The sequence below is a fragment of the Nocardia sp. PLKS1-43 genome (assembly GCF_059510335.1).
In genome coordinates this window covers 31,188-51,848 of record NZ_JCAJZQ010000005.1, presented here as the reverse complement: position 1 = coordinate 51,848, position 20,661 = coordinate 31,188, and the positions used below count along the sequence as shown (strand labels likewise).

The 20,661-nt window shown below is 68.7% G+C and carries 17 protein-coding genes and 1 pseudogene; 7 read left to right on the top strand and 11 right to left on the bottom strand.

What is annotated here, in order from left to right:
• Window positions 1-336 precede the first annotated feature (336 nt).
• From AC5WS7_RS19630 to AC5WS7_RS19620, 3 genes are all read right to left on the bottom strand, one after another.
• Entirely contained in the window at window positions 337-1,398 is a 1,062-nt protein-coding gene (locus AC5WS7_RS19630; RefSeq protein WP_495955995.1) for a hypothetical protein, read from the bottom strand.
• Between the two features lie 170 nt (window positions 1,399-1,568).
• Window positions 1,569-1,733, bottom strand: coding sequence for a hypothetical protein (locus tag AC5WS7_RS19625; protein WP_495955994.1), 165 nt, complete (start codon window positions 1,731-1,733; stop codon window positions 1,569-1,571).
• Between the two features lie 378 nt (window positions 1,734-2,111).
• Window positions 2,112-2,930 (bottom strand): SigB/SigF/SigG family RNA polymerase sigma factor, encoded by an 819-nt coding sequence (locus tag AC5WS7_RS19620; RefSeq protein ID WP_495955993.1) that lies wholly within the window; start codon window positions 2,928-2,930, stop codon window positions 2,112-2,114.
• Window positions 2,931-3,100: 170 nt separating this feature from the next.
• Here AC5WS7_RS19620 and mbp1 point away from each other — a divergent pair.
• Window positions 3,101-3,353: pseudogene (gene mbp1 / locus AC5WS7_RS19615) on the top strand (microaggregate-binding protein 1).
• Window positions 3,354-3,544: 191 nt separating this feature from the next.
• Window positions 3,545-3,928 carry an anti-sigma factor gene (locus tag AC5WS7_RS19610; RefSeq protein ID WP_495955992.1) on the top strand — a complete coding sequence of 128 codons (384 nt, stop codon included), beginning with the start codon at window positions 3,545-3,547 and terminating at the stop codon, window positions 3,926-3,928.
• A gap of 91 nt (window positions 3,929-4,019) precedes the next feature.
• On the opposite strand, the gene AC5WS7_RS19605 is transcribed toward AC5WS7_RS19610, so the two are convergent.
• Window positions 4,020-5,027, bottom strand: coding sequence for a DoxX family protein (locus AC5WS7_RS19605; protein ID WP_495955991.1), 1,008 nt, complete (start codon window positions 5,025-5,027; stop codon window positions 4,020-4,022).
• 169 nt (window positions 5,028-5,196) lie between these two features.
• Between AC5WS7_RS19605 and AC5WS7_RS19600 the strand changes: the two genes are divergently transcribed.
• Complete coding sequence (locus AC5WS7_RS19600; protein WP_495955990.1) at window positions 5,197-5,715, top strand: DUF4142 domain-containing protein; 519 nt, start codon at window positions 5,197-5,199, stop codon at window positions 5,713-5,715.
• 48 nt (window positions 5,716-5,763) lie between these two features.
• Entirely contained in the window at window positions 5,764-6,795 is a 1,032-nt protein-coding gene (locus tag AC5WS7_RS19595; protein WP_495955989.1) for a phosphotransferase family protein, read from the top strand.
• 178 nt (window positions 6,796-6,973) lie between these two features.
• Here AC5WS7_RS19595 and AC5WS7_RS19590 read toward each other — a convergent pair whose 3' ends face one another.
• Entirely contained in the window at window positions 6,974-7,450 is a 477-nt protein-coding gene (locus tag AC5WS7_RS19590; RefSeq protein WP_495955988.1) for a MarR family winged helix-turn-helix transcriptional regulator, read from the bottom strand.
• Between the two features lie 41 nt (window positions 7,451-7,491).
• Here AC5WS7_RS19590 and AC5WS7_RS19585 point away from each other — a divergent pair, with 41 nt between their 5' ends.
• The gene (locus AC5WS7_RS19585) at window positions 7,492-8,388 is read left to right on the top strand and encodes an alpha/beta hydrolase (RefSeq protein ID WP_495955987.1); all 897 of its coding nucleotides are present in this window, start codon (window positions 7,492-7,494) and stop codon (window positions 8,386-8,388) included.
• A 158-nt stretch (window positions 8,389-8,546) separates the two neighbouring features.
• Window positions 8,547-10,100, top strand: a complete 1,554-nt coding sequence (locus AC5WS7_RS19580) for a DUF6924 domain-containing protein (RefSeq protein WP_495955986.1) — start codon at window positions 8,547-8,549, stop codon at window positions 10,098-10,100.
• Window positions 10,101-10,338: 238 nt separating this feature from the next.
• Here AC5WS7_RS19580 and AC5WS7_RS19575 read toward each other — a convergent pair whose 3' ends face one another.
• The 3 genes from AC5WS7_RS19575 to AC5WS7_RS19565 all read right to left on the bottom strand — a co-directional run bounded on the left by AC5WS7_RS19575 (window position 10,339) and on the right by AC5WS7_RS19565 (window position 16,029).
• Window positions 10,339-12,831, bottom strand: coding sequence for an Hsp70 family protein (locus AC5WS7_RS19575; protein WP_495955985.1), 2,493 nt, complete (start codon window positions 12,829-12,831; stop codon window positions 10,339-10,341).
• A 64-nt stretch (window positions 12,832-12,895) separates the two neighbouring features.
• Window positions 12,896-13,258: a hypothetical protein gene (locus AC5WS7_RS19570; RefSeq protein WP_495955984.1), complete on the bottom strand. Its 363-nt coding sequence runs from the start codon at window positions 13,256-13,258 to the stop codon at window positions 12,896-12,898.
• Window positions 13,259-13,281: 23 nt separating this feature from the next.
• Window positions 13,282-16,029, bottom strand: a complete 2,748-nt coding sequence (locus AC5WS7_RS19565) for a hypothetical protein (protein WP_495955983.1) — start codon at window positions 16,027-16,029, stop codon at window positions 13,282-13,284.
• 334 nt (window positions 16,030-16,363) lie between these two features.
• Between AC5WS7_RS19565 and AC5WS7_RS19560 the strand changes: the two genes are divergently transcribed.
• Window positions 16,364-17,986 carry a serine/threonine-protein kinase gene (locus AC5WS7_RS19560; RefSeq protein ID WP_495955982.1) on the top strand — a complete coding sequence of 541 codons (1,623 nt, stop codon included), beginning with the start codon at window positions 16,364-16,366 and terminating at the stop codon, window positions 17,984-17,986.
• A 14-nt stretch (window positions 17,987-18,000) separates the two neighbouring features.
• Here AC5WS7_RS19560 and AC5WS7_RS19555 read toward each other — a convergent pair whose 3' ends face one another.
• From AC5WS7_RS19555 to AC5WS7_RS19545, 3 genes are read right to left on the bottom strand one after another with little or no spacing between them, the layout of a single operon-like run.
• On the bottom strand, window positions 18,001-18,822 hold the full coding sequence (locus AC5WS7_RS19555; protein ID WP_495955981.1) for an ABC transporter permease: 822 nt from the start codon (window positions 18,820-18,822) through the stop codon (window positions 18,001-18,003).
• A complete protein-coding gene (locus AC5WS7_RS19550) occupies window positions 18,819-19,637 on the bottom strand; it encodes an ABC-2 transporter permease (protein ID WP_495955980.1) in 819 nt (272 codons plus the stop codon). The genes AC5WS7_RS19555 and AC5WS7_RS19550 overlap by 4 nt, the downstream gene beginning before the upstream one ends.
• Window positions 19,634-20,614: an ATP-binding cassette domain-containing protein gene (locus AC5WS7_RS19545; RefSeq protein ID WP_495955979.1), complete on the bottom strand. Its 981-nt coding sequence runs from the start codon at window positions 20,612-20,614 to the stop codon at window positions 19,634-19,636. The genes AC5WS7_RS19550 and AC5WS7_RS19545 overlap by 4 nt, the downstream gene beginning before the upstream one ends.
• Window positions 20,615-20,661 lie beyond the last annotated feature (47 nt).

Genomic DNA, 20,661 nt, shown 5'->3' with positions numbered 1-20,661 from the left:
CATGACGGGTGATCGGTGAATTGCGTTGCGGCAGTGGTGGTTTCCGCGAACTGCCCGGAACGGGCGCGCGGGGAGCTCATGGGAAGAGGCCGCGAATTATGCTTGGTTCGCCATACGTCACCCCGCTTTCCAGCCCATCCATAGTACGACGTATGACCGCCTTGCGACGGCGCAGCGCGCAATTCGGCTGCGGGCGCGGGCATCTGCGCTGGTCGGGGCTGAGCGAGTGAATCCCTTGCGGGGGAATGTGATTGCCGTTCACCTTTGCGGCCCGGCGTGCGGCGGAACCACGTCGGGGAGCCCGACGTGCCTCCGCCGCGTGCGGGGACGCGGAAGTTATCCGGTGGCCGCGCCGGCGGTCAGCTGCGCCATCGTCCGGGCGGCCTGCTGTGCCTCGGCAACATCACAGCGGCCGAGGCCGCAGGCGGTCGCGACGCCGTAGGCGGTGCGGCCCGCAGCCTCCTCGAACAGACGCAGTCCGTGCGCGCTGTCCGCGTCGGACTGTGGCGACACCACGCCGGCGATGATCTTCCACTCCGGGTCCAGTCGCCGCAGCGGTGCGTAGAACCCGGGATCCTGCGGAGCCGGCGCACTGCCGTACGCGCACGGAATGTGCACGGCGGGAAAGGGAGTGCCGCGAGTGAGCAGGTGCCGAGCGGTGTGATTCAGCAGCGTGACCGCGGGGGCGAGCGATCGCGGGCTGAGCAGCGATTCGTGCTGGTAGTCGCCATAGCACAGATGCACGACACTGCGCGCACCGGTCTCGTGGATTCCGGTGAGCAACCCGGCGAGCTGGCGGGACAGCAGCGGTGCGGCCGCCCACTTGGACCCCAGCTGTGCGGCTTTGACCATGCCCAGCAGCGCGAACGGTGATTCCACCTGCCAGACCACTCGGTCGCCGTAACGCTCGGTCACCGCGCTGATCTCCTCGAGCGCGGCCTCGGTGAACACCGGCAGCGCCCGCAGCGCGGCCACGATGAGATTCGACCGTCGCAGCGCCGGGCCGAGCGGGAATCCGGCCGACACCGCGGCGCCGGCGAAGACGAACATCGCCAGATCCAGCGGGTTCGGTTGGCTCAGTTGTAGTCTCGTCTGTGCCAGATCCGGCCGCGCGGCACGCAGCTCATCGAAGGCGGCGACCACGGACCCGATGCGCTCGAGCCGGTCCATCGACACGTGCCGCGGCTCCAGCTTCGCTCCGCGGCGCAGGCCGTAGCTGGGAAAATCGCTGTAGTCGGCATATTCGCCGCCACGAACGATCTCGAAGACGTCATCGTGCTTCGCGCGGTCGCGCAGATACTGCAGGATCCAGTCCGGATCCAGATCGCAGGGCAACCCCGTCAAATGGCCGCCGCTGTTGTCCGCGAACCAGCGCAGCACCGCACCGTCTCCGGTCATCAACTCCTTCGGAACACTCCCCACAAAATGCGCATATCTGGTCATCGACACTCCTCGCTGTTCCGTTTTGCCCGATAACATTCTGAGCTGAATCGGTTGCCCACGAACAACTTTGCAAGAAACTACGAGGTCAGCGCGGGTGCCGCGGTAGCGATGAGAGGGGCCGCGGGTCAGTGGTAGCCGGTGATCCGGCCCATCCGGCCGATGAAGTCGGTGGCGTCCTCGTTGGTGCCGTGACCGGCGTCCCAGTAGATGGCGATGTTCACGTAGGCGCCGAGGTCCTGCAGCCCGGTGGCGGCCGGGTCGGTGCCCCGGCACCATCCGTAGGCGCCCATCGGCGTGATCGATCGGCGATGGGCAGTAGCCGGCGCTGGCGAAGACGGCGTCGGCTTGCGCCGCCTGCGATGCCGGCGTCGACATGTGGCTGCCGATCGAGTTGCCGAGCAGGATCGGTGCCTTGGTCGCGTCGAGTTTCCTGCCGTGATCTCGACCGGACGCTGGTGTTCAGGCTCTGGTACTTCTCGTTCACCGGCTTGCTGACGTAGACCGGGTGCTTCAGAAGTGGTAGGTCACCGATTTCGCCGTCGTCTCTGCTGTCGATCACGGTGGCGCACAACGGATATTCGCCCACTGCTCGTTTTCGCGCTGACCGCTGTGGTCGTATCGGCCTGACTGATGGTGATCAGCGGGCGTGCGCGCGCGGTCGCGGCGGGTCAGACCGGGTCCGGGAACGCCTGTTCGCGGAGCTGACGCAGGGTCCGAGTGAGGATGCGCGACACCTGCATCTGGGAGATGTTCAACGCCCGCGCGATCTGGTTCTGGGTCTTGTACTCGAAGAAGCGCATCACCAGGATGCGGCGCTCGCGGCGCGGCAGGTCGGCGATGAGCGGGCGCACGGCCATCGCGTCCTCGGTCAGCTCGTAGCAGTGCTCCTCCACGCCGAGGCGGGCACTCACCGGGTTGTGGTCGCTGTCGTCGTCGATGACCACCTCGTCCAGCGAACTGGACCGGTACGCGTTCCCGGCGACCAGGGCCTGGGAGACGTCGACCAGATCGGCCGACAGTTCGTTCGCGAGTTCCCGCGCGTTCGGCATCCGCTCGAGGTCCTGCGCCAGCCGCTCGGTGGCCGGACCGACCAGCGACTGGAGGTCCTTGAGCCGGCGCGGCACCCGGGTCGCCCAAGTGCTGTCGCGGAAATACCGCCGGACCTCGCCCATGATGGTCGGAACCGCGAAGGACAGGAACGATGTTCCGCGCTCGAGGTCGAAGCGGTCCACGGCCAACACCAGTCCGAGCTGGGCCACCTGGTACAGGTCCTCATAGCTCTCGCCGCGGCCGGTATAGCGCAGGGCTATGTGTTCGGCGAGCGGCAGGCACAACCGGATGATCTCGGTGCGCAGCTCCTCGCGATGGTGATCGCCGGCGGCGCATCCGGCAAGTTTGTCGAACCAGGCATCGATGTCGTCGTAGCTGTTGGGGCCGTGACGGGACCGGGGAGGCCCGGCCTCGGCCACGATCGGGGCGTGGACCATCGGAGATCCTCTCGTTGCCACGTGAATGCGACAAATCTGGAGTACCCATTGCGCACACGATCGAAAAGTGCTGCGAGTCTCGCGGCGGCGAGCGGACGAGGGCGTTTCGGCGCACCGAGCCCGGGTAGGGCGAAGCTGTCAGCGATTCCGGCATTCTGGAGGTGGATGTCTTGTCCGAGCACGAAAAGACCGGTGCCCGTGAGGGTTTGGAGGGCGTCGTCGAAGGCGTCAAAGGCCGGGCCAAGGAGGTCGCCGGTGCCGCGGTGAACGATGACGAACTGCGGCGCGAGGGGCGGGCCCAGCAGGACCGGGCCGAATCCCAGCGCACGGCGGCCGAGAAGGAGGCCGAGGCGGAGTAAGGAACGCAGCAAGGCCGAGGCCGATGAGGCCCGCCAGCGTGCTCACCAGCACGATGGTGACTGATCGCGACGTCGAAGCCGCGCAGCGCAGGCCGCCCCTGATCCGGGGCGGCCTGCTTTGTCCCGGAAACACTCGCGCATTCCAGTTTCGAGGCCTGACCGGCGGGTACGCGTCCGTAGAACCTACTCGCAGACGAGCAGGAGCACGATGTGTGCAGTGATGAGTCGTCTCACGGGGAGACAGTGAGCCTTCGGGTGCCCGCGCGACCGGGGCAGTTGACCATGGTGCGGGCGCTGACCGAAACCTGCCTGCTGATCGCCGATCTCGCACTCGACGACGTCACCGATGTTCAGATCGCCGTCGACGAGATCGCGACGATGCTGATCGGCGCGGCGGTTGCCGGATCGTCGATCGAATGCGATTTCGCGTTCGATGACCGGCGGGTGAGCGTCCGCGTCGTCGGAACCGTCGTCGAGCGTGAGCCGATCAACGAGTACGGGTTGGGGTGGCACGTGACGCGGGCAGTCACCGAGACACTGAGCGCGGACCTGGGGCAATTCGATATCGGGCAGGGCGGATATCCCATCGCCGTTCGGTTCGATCGGATGCTCAAGGCGGTCGGTGGCCCGATTCAGTGACGGAGTGGTGAGCAGGGGGCGCGGCAGTTTCCATGCGCGGCCGAGGGCACCCGGCCCGAGGGGGTACCGGGTGCCCCGATAATGCCGCTGGTCAGCCGGCGATGCGTTTCTTGGCGGCCTTCTTCGTCTTCTTGGCGGCCTTCTTTGTCTTCTTGGCGGTCTTCTTGGCGCTTTCGGCCAAGTCGGTGCTGCGGTCGCTCACCCGTTTCTTTGCGGCTTCAGCCAATTCCGCGCTGCGTTGTCTGGCGGTTTCGGCCCATTCCGCACCGTGGTCGCCCACGCGCTTCCTGGCGGTTTCGGCCAATTCCGCGCCGCGGTCACCGATTCGGTGTCTAGCGGTTTCGGCCAAATCGCCGCCGCGATCGCTCACACGTTGTCTGGCGGTCTCGGCGAGTTCGGTGCCGCGGTCTCGGGTGACTTCGATCAGTCGCCCGCCGTGCCGGCGTGCGGATTCGGCCAATTCGCCGCCTCGCTCCGCGATGATCGGGCGTGCGGTGTTCGTCAGGTCCACGGCCTCGTCGCGAGCCTGCTCGGCGAGGGTCCGGGCGGCCTCCAGAGCGTCGTGTGTGCGGTGTTCCAGGACGTCCAGCGCCTGCCGGGCGACGTTCTCCGCGCCCGGGGGCGTCTTCGTGGGCAGCGCGCCGGCGATCGCCCCCTTCGTGGGCAGAGCCGCGGAAATCGTCTCGGCCGCCTCGCGGGCCGCACGCCGGCCGCGCCAGCCGAGAGAGGGTTTGCCCTCGGTATCGGCGACCGCGAGCAGCAGCCCGCCGAGCAGGCCGACATCCTTGACGAACGCGGTCGCACCGGCGGAACGCCGAGCCGGATCGGTCTCCGTGCGGAACTCCTGTTCGGCGAGCAGGACCGGGACCGACGAGGCGGCCAGGGTCAGGGCCGCGAGTCGCGGTGCTTTGCCGAGTGCGAGCAGTACCCCGCCGCCGACCCGGCTTGCCGCGATACCCCATACCAGCCGGACGGGGTCCGTTGGTGACTTCGTCGCGATCCGGCTCTCGGTGAGCGGCTCGGGATGAACGAACATGGTCGCCCCGTCCACTATGAATGCGGTGGCGAGCAGGGGGCGGGCAATTCTGCGCAGCAGCATTATCGACTCCGTTGGTTGGATCCGAATGGGTCCGGTGGTAGCTGTCGAGCTCTCCACCACAGGAACCGCAATACCCCGAATCGCGGCGGCTATTCTTCGCGCTATCGGCGCATAACCCTGCGCGGGGAGGGCATCTCGCGCGAGAAAAGTCCGCGATTGAGGAGGAGATATGTCAGCCTTGCGCCGGATTCTGATCACCGGGACGTGTGCGGCGGCGGCCGTATTGCCCGGTGTCGCGGCAAGTGCGGAACCCACCGTGCCGCCGCAGGACAGGAATTTTCTGATCGCCGCTCACCAGACGAATCTCACCGAGATCGCCCTCGGGCTGCGGGCGCAGGCGATGTCGTCCTGTTCGCAGATCCAGCAGATGTCCGCCACGCTGGTCGCCGATCACATGCGACTGGATCAGATGGTCTCGGCGACGGCCGACCAGCTCGATGTCGCGCTGCCGATGCTGCCGACCGCGGAGCAGACGCAGACCGTCGCGAGCACCTCGACCAAGATGGGACGTGACTTCGACACCGCGTGGCTGCGGGCCCTGGTGGCCGGCCACCAGGACGCGGCGAATGCCGGGAAGGCCGAAATCGCCACGGGCGGTTCACAGCCCGTCAAGAACGTCGCCCAGCAGGCCGTCCCGATCGTGCAGGCGCATCAGCGCGACCTCGCCGCGGCCCAGGCGGTCTGCTGAGCCGCCGGCAGGGGCGGTCGGAGCGGGCGGCTCCTCTACACTGCCCCGATGAGTGAACAGGGTGACGCGGCGCTACCCGGGCTGGATCCGGATCGGCTCACCGCTTGGCTGAACGATGTGCGGCCAGGGCTGGTGTCCGGCCCGTTGCGGGGGCGGTTGATCGCCGGCGGACGGTCGAATCTGACGTACGAGATCACCGACGGCGCCTCGGCCTGGATTCTGCGGCGGCCGCCGCTGGGCCATGTTCTGGCCACCGCGCACGATATGACCCGGGAGTACCGGGTGATCAACGCGTTGGCCGATACCGATGTCCCGGTGCCCGCGACGTATGCGCTGTGTGAGGACGCCGATGTCATCGGTGCGCCCTTCTACGTCATGGAACGGATCCTCGGCACCCCGTACCGGACCGCGGCCGAACTCGAATCACTGGGCGCCGAACGGACCCGTGCCATCTCGGCCGGACTGATCGATACCCTGGCCGCTCTGCACCGGCTCGATCCGGCCGCGATCGGCCTGGCGGAGTTCGGGCGGCCGGACGGCTTCCTGGAGCGTCAGGTGCGGCGGTGGAAGAAACAACTCGACGCCTCGTACACCCGGGACCTGCCCGCTGCCGCGCAATTGCACGATCTGCTCGCGAAAAACCTTCCCGCGCAGTCGAATACCGGCATCGTGCACGGTGACTACCGGCTGGACAACGTCCTGATCGACGACCGGGACCGCATTGCCGCCGTAATCGACTGGGAGATGGCAACTCTCGGCGATCCGCTCACCGATGTGGGTCTGCTGATGGTCTACAAGCGGATGAGCGCGTTCGATCTTCCCGGAGTCAACGACGCGGCCGCCGCGCCCGGCCAGTTGTCCGAATCCGAAATGCTGGAACGTTATTCCGAACGCAGCGGCCGCGACCTCGCGCACATCGGCTTCTACGTCGCGCTGGCCTCGTTCAAACTCGCGGTGATCTCCGAGGGTATCCACTTCCGGCACCTGAACGGTCAGACCGTCGGCGAGGGTTTCGAAACCATCGGCGCGACGGTCGAGCCGCTGCTGCGGTCCGGAATCGCCGCGCTGCAAGGGGATTGAGTACCGGGGGATTCGGCCGGCGGGCCGCCGCCGTCAGCGGGATCACATCGCTGAAATCCGTTGCGGCGGCGTGGGTTCGTTGCGGCCGGATCTGCTCCGACCGCGCCCGCAATTGTGCCGAGATCGCCCGATACGCATCGCTGCCGAGCACCAGGCGCGGGGGAGCGGGCGTGGTTCCTCATCCGGCCGGGAGTCCGAGGTTGCGTCGCTCGAAGTCGGAGCGCAGGCCGGCGAGGACTTCGGAAAGCGGTGTCAGCTGATCGTGGGAGACCGCCGTGCCGAGGATCTCCTGGATGGCTGCCTGCCAGACCGGTTCGGTCCGGGCCACGACCGACTCGCCCTCGGGGGTCAGTGCGAGCAGGGATGAGCGCCGGTTCGCGGGATTCGGGCGCCGCTCGATCCAGTGCTGTTTCTCCAGGCGGTCGACGATCTTGCTGGTCGTCCCGACTCCGATCGCGAATGTCGAGGCGATATCGGCGACGCGCGCGTCGGGGTGGTCGCGGACGTAGCGCAGCAGTTCGAAATGTCCGGCCGCGACACCGGCCCGCGCCTTCAGGCGCTCGGCGACCGCGTTGTAGAGCCGGGTCTGCGCGCGCACCAGATCGTCGAACAGCGCGTCCAAGGCGACGAGACCTTCTCTTGCAGTATCTGCCATGGCATGTACTGTAGTGGAATCAACTCCGGAAGGGAACGATGATGTCCACAATTCAGCGCGAACGTCTCGATGCGCAGTTGCGCGGTACCGATGTGGGGTGGGAGGGGTCGGTCGAGACGGCTCGTGCGAACTTCGTGCGGCTCATGAGCGCGATGCCCGTGCCGGAAGGCTGTCGCGTTCAAGGTGTTTCATTGGCCGGACGATCGGCGTTGCGCGTCACCCCGGCCGCCGCCGCCCGCCGCGGCACCGTGCTGTACCTGCACGGCGGATCGCATGTGGTCGGCTCTCCTCGCACGGCCCTCGGCCTGACCGCCGGTCTGGTGGTCAGATCCGGGATCGCCGCTGTCTCTCTGGATTACCGGCTGGCCCCGGAACATCCGTTTCCCGCGGACGTCGAGGATGTCGTCGCCGCCTACCGGGAACTCCTCGACCAGGGGCACGCGCCCGAATCCATCGCTTTCGCAGGCGATTCCGCCGGAGGTGGTCTGACCATCGCGGGCGCGCTCGCCGCCCGCGACGCGGGGCTGCCCATGCCCGCGGCTCTTCTCGCCTTCTCCCCGGGCGTGGACGCGACCCGCAGCGGCGAGAGCATGACTACCAAGGCGGACGCGGACCCCCTGCTCACCAGAGCCGGCATCGATCACCTGAGCGGCCTCTACGTCGGCGACCGGGACCGCCGCGACCCCTTGCTCAGCCCAGCGGTAACCGCCGATCTCACCGGTCTGCCGCCGATCCTGGTGCAGGTCGGCACGAACGAACTACTTCTCGACGACGCCCGTCGCCTCGCCCTGCGAGCCTCCGAGGCCGAGGTGGACGTCATCCTCGACATCACCGCGAAGGTGCCGCACGTCTTCCAGTCCTTCACCGATGCGCTGGACGAGGCCGGCGAAGCGCTCGACCGGGCCGCTCTCTTTCTGCGCCAGCGGATTCGGGGCTGACTGCGGCACTTGGCGGAAGTCGTTGCACGGCAAGCTGATTCGGGCGGCTCTTCGATCGGTGACCCGCCGCGCACTCCGGCCGGGGCGCCGGGGCGCACCAGGAGACGAGGCGATCGCGCTGACTGGCAACGAATGTCGGCCGCATCGATAATCGTTGCGTGAATTCGCACGACGTCGAGGACGTTTCCAGGGCTCCGCAACCAGCATTCGAGAACTCCGCGCCGGTCGGCCTGATCACCCCCGAACGTCCCCTGCGCCGCAAGGACGACAGCGGCGCGGTGACGCACCGGATCGAGCGCTGCCCGGACGGCTCGCTGCTGGGCGTGCAGACGTATATGTCCTATCCGGTCGCCGCCGCGCCGCTGGCGCGGTGGATGGAGCAGGACGGCGCGGTCCTGACCTGGCTGCCACAGCCGCAGGACGGCGACCTCACGGAGTGCCTGCTGGACTCATCGGGAAATATGTTGTGGCGCCGCAGGTCCCAGGCGTGGACCGAGGCACCCCCACCCGCGCGCCCACACGATCACAACGGCGCGGCCATGGGCCTCGGAGCGCGGCTTCGCTGTCAATCCCTGACCTCCCCCTCCGGCTCGCACACACTGCTGCACCACGACGACGGCAATCTGGTGCTCTATTGCAACGGCACGCACACCCCGGCGTGGGCGACCGGCACGGACTGGATCGATGGCGGCTGGCTCGACCTGACCCTCGATGGCGATCTGGTGCTGCGGACCTCGTGCGGTGCGCCGGTCTGGCACTCGGACACCGCAGGCCGTGGTGTGCGACGACTGACCGTCGCCGACGACGGCGCCCTGGCCCTGCTGGACGCCGCCGGAGCGCCCGTCTGGGAGGTCCTGGACCATGCCCCCTGCACCGAGACCGGACACACTCCGCCGCGCGGCGAGCTGCTGCGGCGGGGGCAGACTCTGCGCGGGCAATCGCTGACCGCTGTGGACGATGGGGCGGTGTTGTGCCAGCAGCCCGGTAACGGAATTCGGCTGTACGAAGCGGACGGATATCAGGCGTGGGTCGCGGATTCGATTCGCGCAGCGGCCGAACTCGCGCTCGATGACGATGGGTATCTGCGGGTTCGCGGGCAGGACGGCCAGGTGCTCGAAGAGCTCGCCGGTCCGGCCGACCAACTCGTCGTCGTGCCGGGCGGCGAGCTCCGGCTCCGCACCGATGACGGCGCCGTGCTGTGGCGCGCGGGCCGATACGTCTTCGACGGCCCCGGCGCGGTGCCGGTCGATCCCGCGCGTCCACTCGGCCGTGCCGCGCTCGAAGCGGTGCTCAACACCCGCTCGACCCCGATCGTGCGCACCGACTTCACCGACGACGACGCCTGGGCGGAGGCGTGGCGCGATATCACCCTGCGCCGCCAGTACTGGGACGATGCGGTCGTTCTCGACAGCACGCTGGTCGACCTCCCCGAATTCGACGGCTGGACCGGCCCCGAACTGGCCGCACTGCTGGCCACGGCGGACAGCCACGCGGTCGTACTGACCGTCGACGCGGTCACCCTGACCTCTCCCGAACATCCGGTCCTGGTCACCGAGATCGACCCGGAAAGCCGAGAGCCGCGGTTCTTCCGCGCCACGCCGCACGCCCTGCTGGATGTCGTGATCCAGCTCTCGATCGCGAACATGGACTGGGAGGACTTCAGCGAATACGCCGACGCGGACGGCATACTGCGCACCTCCTGCGCGGATTAGCCCGGAATTGGGTGGCTGCTGTCGCCGATAGGTCGGTAATCTCTGGTGCCATCAGGATGACGTGGCCCACCCGGCAGGGTGGGCTCGGAGCGCGGGGGTTACCACCGAATGTATTTCCATCGAACACTCGCCACGAGGTGGTCCGTGAACGGTTCCGATTGCGCCGGCGTGCCGACGGTATCGGCGTGAGCGGGGCGTGAGTCGGCGCCAGCGGCTCGTTCCGGCACCGGTCGACGCATCACAGTGATCGGATCGTGCTGAACGGATCCGGCTCCGGCGGCGGGTCGGCCATCAGCGTGCGCAGGCGGGCGTTGATATTGCGCAGCCGGGTGAACTCGTGTGCATCCAGCGCCGTGTGCCCGTCGGCGATCAGCCGATCGGCCAGCACGATGTCGACCATCTCGGCGCGGTGTTCGATCAGCTCCTCGAAGATGAGGAACTGCAGTTCGCCGGTGCGGTCGAGGATCCGCCGCACCATCGCGGCCAACTCGGAAGCACGCTGCCGCAACAGATCCGGCTCGTGCGAGTCGATCGCCTCGCGGATCGCGACCTCGTGCTGGTCGAATTCGCGGCGGAACATATCGTCGCCGAGTTCGTCCACACGCACGCGGGTGTACTCCAGCGTCTCCTTCGCCCGCGCCACCAGACTCGGCCACAGCAGCTCGTCCTCGGCCTGATCGATCGCCGCGCGCAGATCACGCAACCGCTGCTCGGCGGCGATGGCCGCATCCGGGTCGGTGGCCGCCGCGGCCACCAGATGCTGGGTGTCGGTGACCGTCCGCTCCTGCTCCAGCTGGCTCAGCAACAGCTCCGAGGTCGGGTTGCCGAACTCACCGTGCTGCCGGCGGACCTGTTCGAGCCGGTGCAGTTCGGCCTCGGTGCTGCGCCGCAAAGTCGCCGCGTCCGGGCGCGATTCGGTGTGCAGATCGATGACGTTCTCGAACTCGGCGTCCAAGTACGGCAGATAGGCGCGGGCGAGCAGAATGCGCGAGGCATCGATCTCCAGGGTCAATTCCACATCGCTGCCCTCGGGGATGCTGCGCTCGATCTGATCGGCGGTGATATCCAGATGACCGATCGTGCGGTTGCGGTCGCCGCGGGCGTATTCGCCCTCCAGCACGGGAATCCGGATCAACCCGGTTCGCGCGGCGCCGTGGTGAACCGTGACCGAGGTGCGCAGCCGCTTGCGGGCGCGGGCCGGGAGCGGGGTGTTGCGCTCGATCAGCTTGATCGTCGTGTTGTCCGACAGGCCGACGCTGATCGTATGGATCAGCGGCGGCTGCGTCTCGACCGCGCCGACGGTGTAGGTCAGCGTGCGGGGGGTGATCTCCCGGCGCCGCCCGGCCGCATCGGTGAGCTCGAGCTCGAAGGTGTTGGTGCGCCCGGTTTCCGCCCACAGCGTCGTGGTGAACACGCCGGTGTCGGAGACGGGAATCTTGCCGCTGCGCCACGGCGGCTGTGCCCCGGCGTTGATCAGCTCCACGGCCACACCGTCCAGCGCGGTCCCGTCGCTACCCGAGACGCGGCCCGCGACGAGCGGTTCGCGGTCGGGCCCGACCGGTTGATACTCCAGCTGAACGGTGAACCCGCCGGGTGCGGCCACCGGCGCGGACAGCTGCGGAATCCGTTGTGTCCCTGCGAAGATCGCCGCGCCGCGGGCTACCACGGTGAGCGGGTCCTGGCTGGTGTCCAGCGCGATGCCCAGCCCCCGCGTCGCATCGGTGAGGTGTTCGCGCAGATACGGCGACAGGGTCGGGCCGCCGACCAGGATCAGCTTATCGATGTCCCCGGGCGACAGGTGTGCTTCCTCGAGCGCCTTGCGGCACAGGTTGACCGAGCGGGTCAGCAGGGGTTCGGTCAGCCGTTGCACGTCGGTGCGCGCCAACTCGTAGTAGAACTCGAATCGCCCGCCCGCGCCGTCGTCCAGTTCGACCTCGATCGGTTCCACCGGCGCACGGGACAGCTGGATCTTCGCCTTCTCCGCGGCGAGTTTGAGTTTGTTCACCACCGGGCGCCACCGGGCGGCGCCGCGGGTGAGATCGGACAGCCCGAATTCGTCGCGAACCGCGGGAATCAACAGTTCCTCGACGATCCGCCAGTCGATCAGCTTGCCGCCCAGATAGTTGTCGCCGCGGTGGTTGAGCACCGTGAACTCGCCGTCGCGCAGCTGGATGACCGCGGCGTCGAAGGTGCCGCCGCCCAGGTCGTACACCAGCCAGCGGGCATTGTCGTCGGTGGCCTGGAAACCGTAGGCGAGCGCGGCCGCGGTCGGTTCCTGCAGTAGCGGCGAGAAGCGCAGTCCGGCGGCCTCGGCCGCGGCGCGCGTGGCGTCGCAGGCGCTCATGTCGAATGCGGCCGGAACGGTGATCACCGCGGCCTCGATATTCTCGCCCAGCCGCTGCTCGACATCCGCGCACAACGTCTTGAGCACCTCGGCGGACAGCTGCGGCGGAGTGAGTTCGCGTGCGCTGGCGGCGAAACGCACCGATTCGCCCGCGGTGCCCATGCGCAGTTTGAACTCCGAGGCGGTGTTGTCCGGGTCGGATTCGCCGCGCTCCTTGGCGGCCCGGCCGACCCGTAGCCGGTCGCGTTTGTCGATCCACACCGCCGACGGCGTGGTATCGGAATCCTCGTTGTTCTTGATCACCTCGGCGTCGACGCCGTGCAGGACGGCGATGGCGCTGTTGGTGGTGCCGAGATCGATTCCGAAATCAACCGTCGACCGTGCCATATCTCCTCCGAAAAAGGTTGTGCCACACCGTGGTGGCGGATGTGCGCCGAACACCGCGGCGAGTTCAGGAATCGGATTCCGCGGATTCCGGTGTGGCCACGATGATCTGGCCCATCTGCACGAGGACGCCATCGACGTACACCGTGGGCATGATCGTCTCGGCGACCTGCTCCCGGTCGACGGCGGTCGCGGTCGCGTACGCGATCACCTGCACCGACTGTCCGCCGTCGAACGGTTCCCCGGTGTGCGACTGCACCCGGATACCGGCCTCGGCCAAGGCGTCCGCCATCGAGGTGACCTGACGGGTCACCGCGCGCAGCAGTTTCGCCGGATCCGCGTCGGCGTCGTTGTCGGCGAGCTTGTTGCCCAACCGCCAGACGCCGGTCGCCAGATCGGCCAGCAGTGGCCGGAAATCCCTGTCCGCCATACTTTCTCCCCTTCGTCGGGCGGCTACGCGGGCCGCTCGCCGGTTCGCCATCCCTGGCCCAGCAGTTCGGTCACGGGCGGGTATGCCGATGCCCGGTTCTTGATCTCGTCGCTGCCCATCGACAGCAGGCCGACACCGGTGACGAGCGCGACGAACACGCAGATCCCGGTGACGATGAACACCGGATGCGCGGCCAGCCCGATGAAGAAGCTGAAGATCGCCCCCAGGATGGCGAATGCGACCGCGCCACCGAGCTTGTTGCGCCTGCTCTGCTCGGGCAGATGCAGCTGACGGCACGGCTCGCACCGCGGCACCTCGACGGTCAGCGTGCGCCAGCGCTTGGTGTTTCCCGAATACGTCACGTCGCGGTGCAGGCCGAACGGGTAGTGCCCACCCTGCGCCGCGGGCCGGCCTCGGCAGAACCAGCAGGTGTTCCGCAGCCGCGCGGCCTCCTCGCGCTCGCGCAGCATGCCCGCGAGAACGGTGATCTGCTCCTGTACGAAGGTGCGCGTCTCGGCGCCGACGGGCAGCGGTTGTACTCGGCGCAGCACCTGTTCGGTGGATTCGAGATCGCCGGTCTGGTTGCAGTAGGACACCGCGCACGAGGTCGCCGTCGTGGCGATGTGGTCGTTCGCGCGGGCGAGACGCTCACCGCCGGGATCGTCACTCGCGCGAATCCTGGCCAGTGGCAACCGGGTTCGGTCCAGCAGATCGCGTGCGGCCCGCAAACCCTGCTTCTTGTCCGTTTCGGTGCCGGTGCGGGCGGCGGCGCAGAGCTTGTCCACCTGGAGCGTCGCCGCGGCGGACCACTCCTTGCTCAGACGATCGCGGATGGCCGTGGTCGTGGCGATCGGGCCGAGTCGTTCGAGCATCGCGACACTCGACGCGATATCCCTGACCTCGTTGTAGTGCTGGATATCGCAGAAGATCGCCGTGCCGACGATATCGTCGTGCGCACCGGCGCCGAGCGGATCGGACGGCGGGCGCAGCCGGTCGATGACCCGCAGCGGCACCCGGGCGCGATCGAGCATCCGGTCCACGGCCCGGGCGGCCTCGGCCGGACGCTGCGCACCGGCCCGATGTGCCTCGTCCGCAATCGATTTCAGATGCGCGGCCAGCTTGCGGACCGCCCAGCCGCGGGCGTCGTCGACCGCGGTGGCGTCGAACGCGCCCGGATGGGCCCGCACCTGCTCGGCGAACCGGTCGAGTACCGCGATGTGCAGGTCGGCGGTCGCGAAATCATCGTTCGCCGTGGCATTCACGATGAGCGCGCCCTGCAGGCGCAGCAGCATCACGGGCAGCGCACCGCGCAACTCCTCGACCGCTGCGGCGTCCAGGCGGCGGTCGTCGATCCGGGACGCGCGCTCCCGCAGGTGCTGCCACACCGTTTCGTCGTCCACGGCGCAAGCCCACGCGGTCAGGGCGTCGAGCCAGGTTTCCGGGGCCTGCCCGCGGGAGGTCTCGAATCCCTGGATGTGCCGCAGGACCGCGATATTGTGCGCGGCGATCGCGTCCCGGCCCATTCGGTCCAGCCAGACGCGCTCCGCGCCGGCGGTGTCGGCGCGGGACAGCGCCGCGAGCGCCGGATCGTCATCGGTACACGGCCAGAGCCAGAACAGTTCCTGCACAAGACGATTCACCGGCTCGCGCAGGCGGTTGAGGGCGGCCTTCACATCGGCGGCATCGGGCGGCGGGGATACGGCGAGGGCGGTGGCGCGGGTCAGCGGGGCGCCCAGCTTCTCGGCCGCCTCCAGCTCGGTGACGCGCTTGCGAACCTGACGGGAATCGGCGTCGGTGTGCAGCCCGGCGAGCCGAAAAGGGTTGTGCCGGTAGGGTGTCTCCTCGATCAGCGCATCGAGGGCCGTCGCGATGGGGGAGTCCGCGGTGGCTTTCGGGCGCGCCGCGCCCCGGGCGCGGACCACGCCGGCGGGCAGGACCGTTCGTTCGACGCTCGGTCGTTCCGGCGCGGCCCCGCGCAGGCGGGTGAGATTGGTCCTCGCATTCGAATTGCCGGCGGTGGCGGCCCGCTCGTACCAGTCGGTGGCGGCGGGCAGATTCGGAGTGTGCACCTTGGCCTCGAGCAGGGTGCCGAGGTTGTTCATGGCGCCCGCGTGGCCGTCCGCGGCAGCCTTCTCATACCAGAGGATCGCTTCGGGAATATCGTTGTCGGCCTCGGACATCAGGCCGAGAGTGAATGCGGCGCTGGTGTATCCGCCGGCGGCGGCCCGCTCGTACCAGTGCCGGGCGGCGACCGGATCCTTCGGTTCGAGGGTGTATCGATGCAGCTGGCCGATGTTGTACATGGCGATGGAATCGCCGTGCTCGGCGGCCTTCTCGTACCAAGTGCGCGCGGCGGCCGGGTCCGGCGGATCGATGCGTTCGGCGAGCAGATAGGCGAGTTTGAAGTAGGCGTCCTGGTAGTTCGCCGCCGCGGCGCGCTCGTACCACGGCCGCGCGCCGGCCGGATCCGCCGGAGTCGTTCGGTCGGCGAGCAGTCCGGCCATGTTGTACATGGCCGTGGCGTCGCCCGCGATCGCCCCTCGCTCGTACCATTCGCGCGCGGACCGCAGATCGGGCGGGTCGGCGCCTTCGGCGAGCCGGCCGAGATCGTTCATCGCACAACGGTGCCCGCCGGCCGCGGCGCGCTCGTACCAGTCCAGTGCGGCGGGGATATCGGGCGGGGCCGAACGTTCGAGATACTGGCCGAAATCGTGCATCGCATCGATGTCGCCGGTCGCGGCGGCGCGTTCGTACTCCTCGCGCGTCGTCATGGCACCCCCCGTTCACCCGTGGGATCGAACGGCCGCACAGCCCGAGCGGCTACCAGCCCCCCGCCCCTCCCGTGCTGGTCATGCTAGCCGCACTCCCGGATGGATGCCACAGCATTTCCCGCCGCCCGCGACGGCGTTGCCGCACGGCGAAATCCCAGTTCACAAGGCGATTCCGGGCCGATGTCGCCGGGCGGGCCACCGGAGCGGCGACACGGCCGCGGCCGGCGTCCCACTATCCTCGTCGGCATGGCGTGTGATCGACGTTCGCCGCCGATCGGCGTCCGGGCGGTCTCGACCCGGCCGATGCCCGCGGCCGAACGGAAAGTGTGTGTTGATGAATCAGCCTCCGATGCGTGAGACGGTCGCGACGCGACGGTCACCCATCCCGGCTCGGCCACTGGGTGTCGGCGATCCGGAGACCCTGGGGCCGTACCGGCTGCTGGGCATCCTCGGCGCCGGCGGGATGGGCTGCGTCTACCTCGGGCGCGACGGTGCCGGACACACGGTCGCGGTGAAGGTGGTGCGTCAGGACCTGGCCGGCGACAACACCTTTCGCACCCGGTTCCGGCGCGAGGTCGCCGCGGCGCGGCGCGTGGCGGGACCGCACACCGTGCCGGTCTACGACGCCGACGTCGACGGTCCCCGCCCATGGCTGGCCACCGGATACGTGTGCGGCCCCTCGCTCACCGATGTGGTGGAGGCTTTCGGCCCGCTGCCCGAACCCTCGCTGATCGCGCTCGCCGCGGGACTGGCCCGCGCGCTGCTGGACGTGCACGCCACCGGGATGGTGCATCGCGATCTCAAACCGTCGAATGTGCTTGTGGCGCTGGATGGTCCGCGAGTGATCGATTTCGGGATCGCGCGCGCGACCGACGGCGAGACCGCGCTCACCACGACGGGCAAGATCATCGGCTCGCCCGGCTACATGTCGCCGGAGCAGATCACCGGCGGCGTCGCGGGTCCGCCGGGCGACGTCTTCGCCCTCGGCGGCCTGCTGGTCTACGCGGCCACGGGCGCCGCCCCGTTCGGCACCGGCGACACGATCGCCATGCTGTGGCGGGTTATCCAGGAGGAGCCGCGGCTGGACGGCGTTCCCGAGCGAGTGCGGGGCCTGGCGGCGGCGTGTCTGGCCAAGGATCCGCGAGATCGGCCCACTCCGGCGCAGATCGTCCGCCAGCTCGCGGCGCTGCGTCCGCCCGGCCCGGATCGATGGTTGCCCGCACCGATCGTGGCTGAAATCCAGCGCCGCGCAGACGAATTGGCAGCGATCGAGACCGCCCCGCCGCGCGAGACCGACATCGGCGATACGGCGGTGCGTACCGGAACCCGATGGGATGGTCCGCGAACCGCGACCGCCTCGGTTCCGCACGCCGGCCCGCGCACCGCGCGGATGCCGGGAATCCGGGCCGGGCGGCGTCCGCTCGTCATCGGGGGCGTGGCCGCCGTAGCGCTGCTCGGGGCCGTGGCGATCGGTGTCGCGGTGACCGGCAACGGGTCCGGGGCAGGCGCCGGGAAGGCCGCGGTCGCCACCGCGAATCCGGGATCGGAGACTTCCGGCGCCGGACATCCGGGCATCACGTCCTCCGGGGCGCCCGCGGCGCGGGCGGACGATCAGCTACCGGCCGCCTACGCCGGCTCCTGGAAGGGCAGCGCGACCGACGGCGCCGGTACCTTCGACGTCACGGTGACCCTGCAACCGGGAAAGACCGGTCAGGAGGTCGGCACCGCCGTCACGGCGGGTCGTGCCAAACAGGGCACCTGCACCCGCAAGGAGACGCTGACCCTGGCCGGGCCCGCGCGAATCATGTTGCGTGCCAGACCTGTCGAGAACAGCCCGGCCAAGCCGTGTGCACGCCTGGGCGTGATCACCACGCTCGAGCGCAATCCGGACGGCACCCTCACCTACACGAACGGCGTGGCCACGAATCTGACCGGAATCCTGCACCGCGGTAAATGATCTTCGGGCGGGTGTCATCGCCGGCTCGCGCGACGATAGCCCAGGGCGGCGGGCACCGCGAAGACCACGATCGCACCGATCGACCAGAGCAACGTCAGGGTCAGCGGCCGGGCCAGCGGCCCGCCCGCGGCCAGCGCGTGCATGGTGTCGACCGCCGTCGACATCGGCTGATTGTGCACCACGGGCCGGATCCACTGCGGATACGCGGGCAGCGGGACGAATCCGGTACTGAAGAACATCATCAGCGAGGTGATGATCGTAATCCCTTCCACCAGTGTGGATTTCGCGGTGAAGACCGCCACGGCGGTGACGATCGCGGCGAAGGCCACGCCGAACAGCACCGGAATGCACACGAATCCGATCGCGGCCCGGAAACCTTCGCGGAACCGGAAACCCAGCGCATAGCCGACCAGGACGATCGCCAGTGTCCCGGCCAGGATGCGGCAGCCTTCGGCCAGGATGCGCGAGGCCAGGCCCGAGGCGCGATGGACCGGCAGTACCCAGAACCGGGCCAGCAGTCCCGCGTCCCGCTCGCGCCCGAGCAGGATGCCGCTGGCCACCGCCCCGGACAGTGCGCCGACGACGGTGGCCAGCGGCACCGAACTGTTCAGCGCGTCGGTGCCGGTGAACCGGCGGATCTGGTCGCCGATCACGGTGTCCAGCATGATCAGCAGCAGACACGGGATGATCAGCGTCTCCAGCAGCGCGACGGGGTTGCGCGCCCAGCGCAGCAACAGCCGCTGAGTCTGGATCATGGTGTGCAGCGCCAGCGCGGAAACCGACGTCTCCGGCCCGGCCACCGGCCGCGGCGCGCGATCGGCGATGAGTGCGGTCATGCTCTTCCTTTGCCGAGACGGATCGAAAACCCCAGGCAGAAAACGAGAATCGCGACCGCCCACACGATCGGGGGAGTCAGCAGCGCGACGCTCACCGACTCGCCGTGCGGCCAGCGGTCCCCGGCCAGTGCGCGCAGCCCCGAGGCCCACTGCGACACGGGTTGGTTGCGAACGAAAGGCTGTACCCAGGAAGGGAATTGGTTCGCCGGTGCCAGGCCGGTCGAGAGCATGCCGAAGATCAGCGGCGGCAACACCAGCGCCTGCGCGGTCGTCTCCGGGCTGCGCGAGACGGTGCCGATGACATCGGCGGCCAGGATCAACGCCGTCCCGATCAGGATGGAGAACAGCAGGAATTCGATCGTGCGCGCGGTGCCCAGGTAGCACCGGAAGCCGATGACGTATCCGCACAGCAGCGCGGCCGCCAGCGCGATCAGCAGCCGGAAGACGTTGCCGCACAACCGCGCCGAGGCCGGGATGAGCGGGCCGATCGGCATCGAGCCGAATCGCCGGTTGAGCCCGGCGACCGCGTCACCGGCCGCCCGGAACGCGGCCGAGACCGCCGTGAACGCCGACGCCTGCAGGATCACCAGCGGCATCATGAACTGGGCGTAACTGCTGAATCCGGTTCCGGTGAACGTCATGATCGTCTTCAGCGGAATGTAGAAACTGGCGGTGAAGGCGGCGGGCGCCAGGATCGAAGTCAGCAGTTCGCCGGATTGCACCGCCGGGACGATCGTCCGGACGGTCAGCACCCACCACTGCTGTGTCCGTCGCGGCGTCGCGCCCGCGCGCGCCGGCCAGATCCGGGCGGTCATACGCTCACCTCCGCGCGTTCGGCCTCGGCCTGGGTGGCCGGGCGACCGGTGAGCCGGAGGAATACCTCGTCGAGCGAGGGCCGGCGCAGGGCGATGTCGACCACGTCGAGTCCGGTCGCGTCGATCCGGCGCAGCACCTCGGCGAGGGTGCGATGTCCGTCCGGCGCGGGAATCGCGATCCGGTCCGATTCGACCGGGAGGCCGAACTCCGGCGGCAGCAGTCCGGACAGCGCGTCGGTGAGAACGGGCAGATCCGCCGCATGGACGGGCACCACCTCGCAATAACTGCCTCCGATACGGGATTTCAGTTCGTCGGCGGTGCCCTGGGCGATCACCACGCCGTGATCGATGACGATGATCCGATCGCTCAGCGCGTCGGCTTCCTCGAGGTACTGCGTGGTGAGCAGGGTGGTGATGCCCGCATTCTTGAAGTCCGACACCAGGTCCCACACACTCTGGCGGCTGCGCGGGTCCAGGCCGGTGGTGGGTTCGTCGAGGAATACCACCTCGGGCCGCACGAGGAGTCCGCAGGCGATATCGATCCGCCGCCGCATACCGCCGGAATAGGTGCCCACCTTGCGTCCCGCCGCGGCGGTGAGGTCGAATTCGCCGATCAGCTCCTGGGCGCGGGCGCGCGCGGCGCGTTTACGCAGGCCCATCAGCCTGCCGAACATCACCAGATTCTCGAACCCGCTGAGCATGTCGTCCAGGGCGGCGTACTGGCCGGTGAGCATGATCGATCGGCGCACCGTTGCCGGATCGGCGACCACGTCGTGCCCCGCGACCAGCGCACGTCCGCGGTCCGGCGCGATCAGCGTGGACAGCACGTTCACGGTCGTGGTCTTACCCGCGCCGTTCGGCCCCAGGATACCGAGCACTTCGCCCGGTTCCGCGGTGAAACTGATGCCGCGCAACGCGGCCACCTCGCCGAAGGATTTCTCGATCCCCTCGACCAGGACTCCGTGTCCGGAACTCATCGATATCCTTCCTGGGATCCCCTGTGGCTGACGGCTGGGATGAAAAG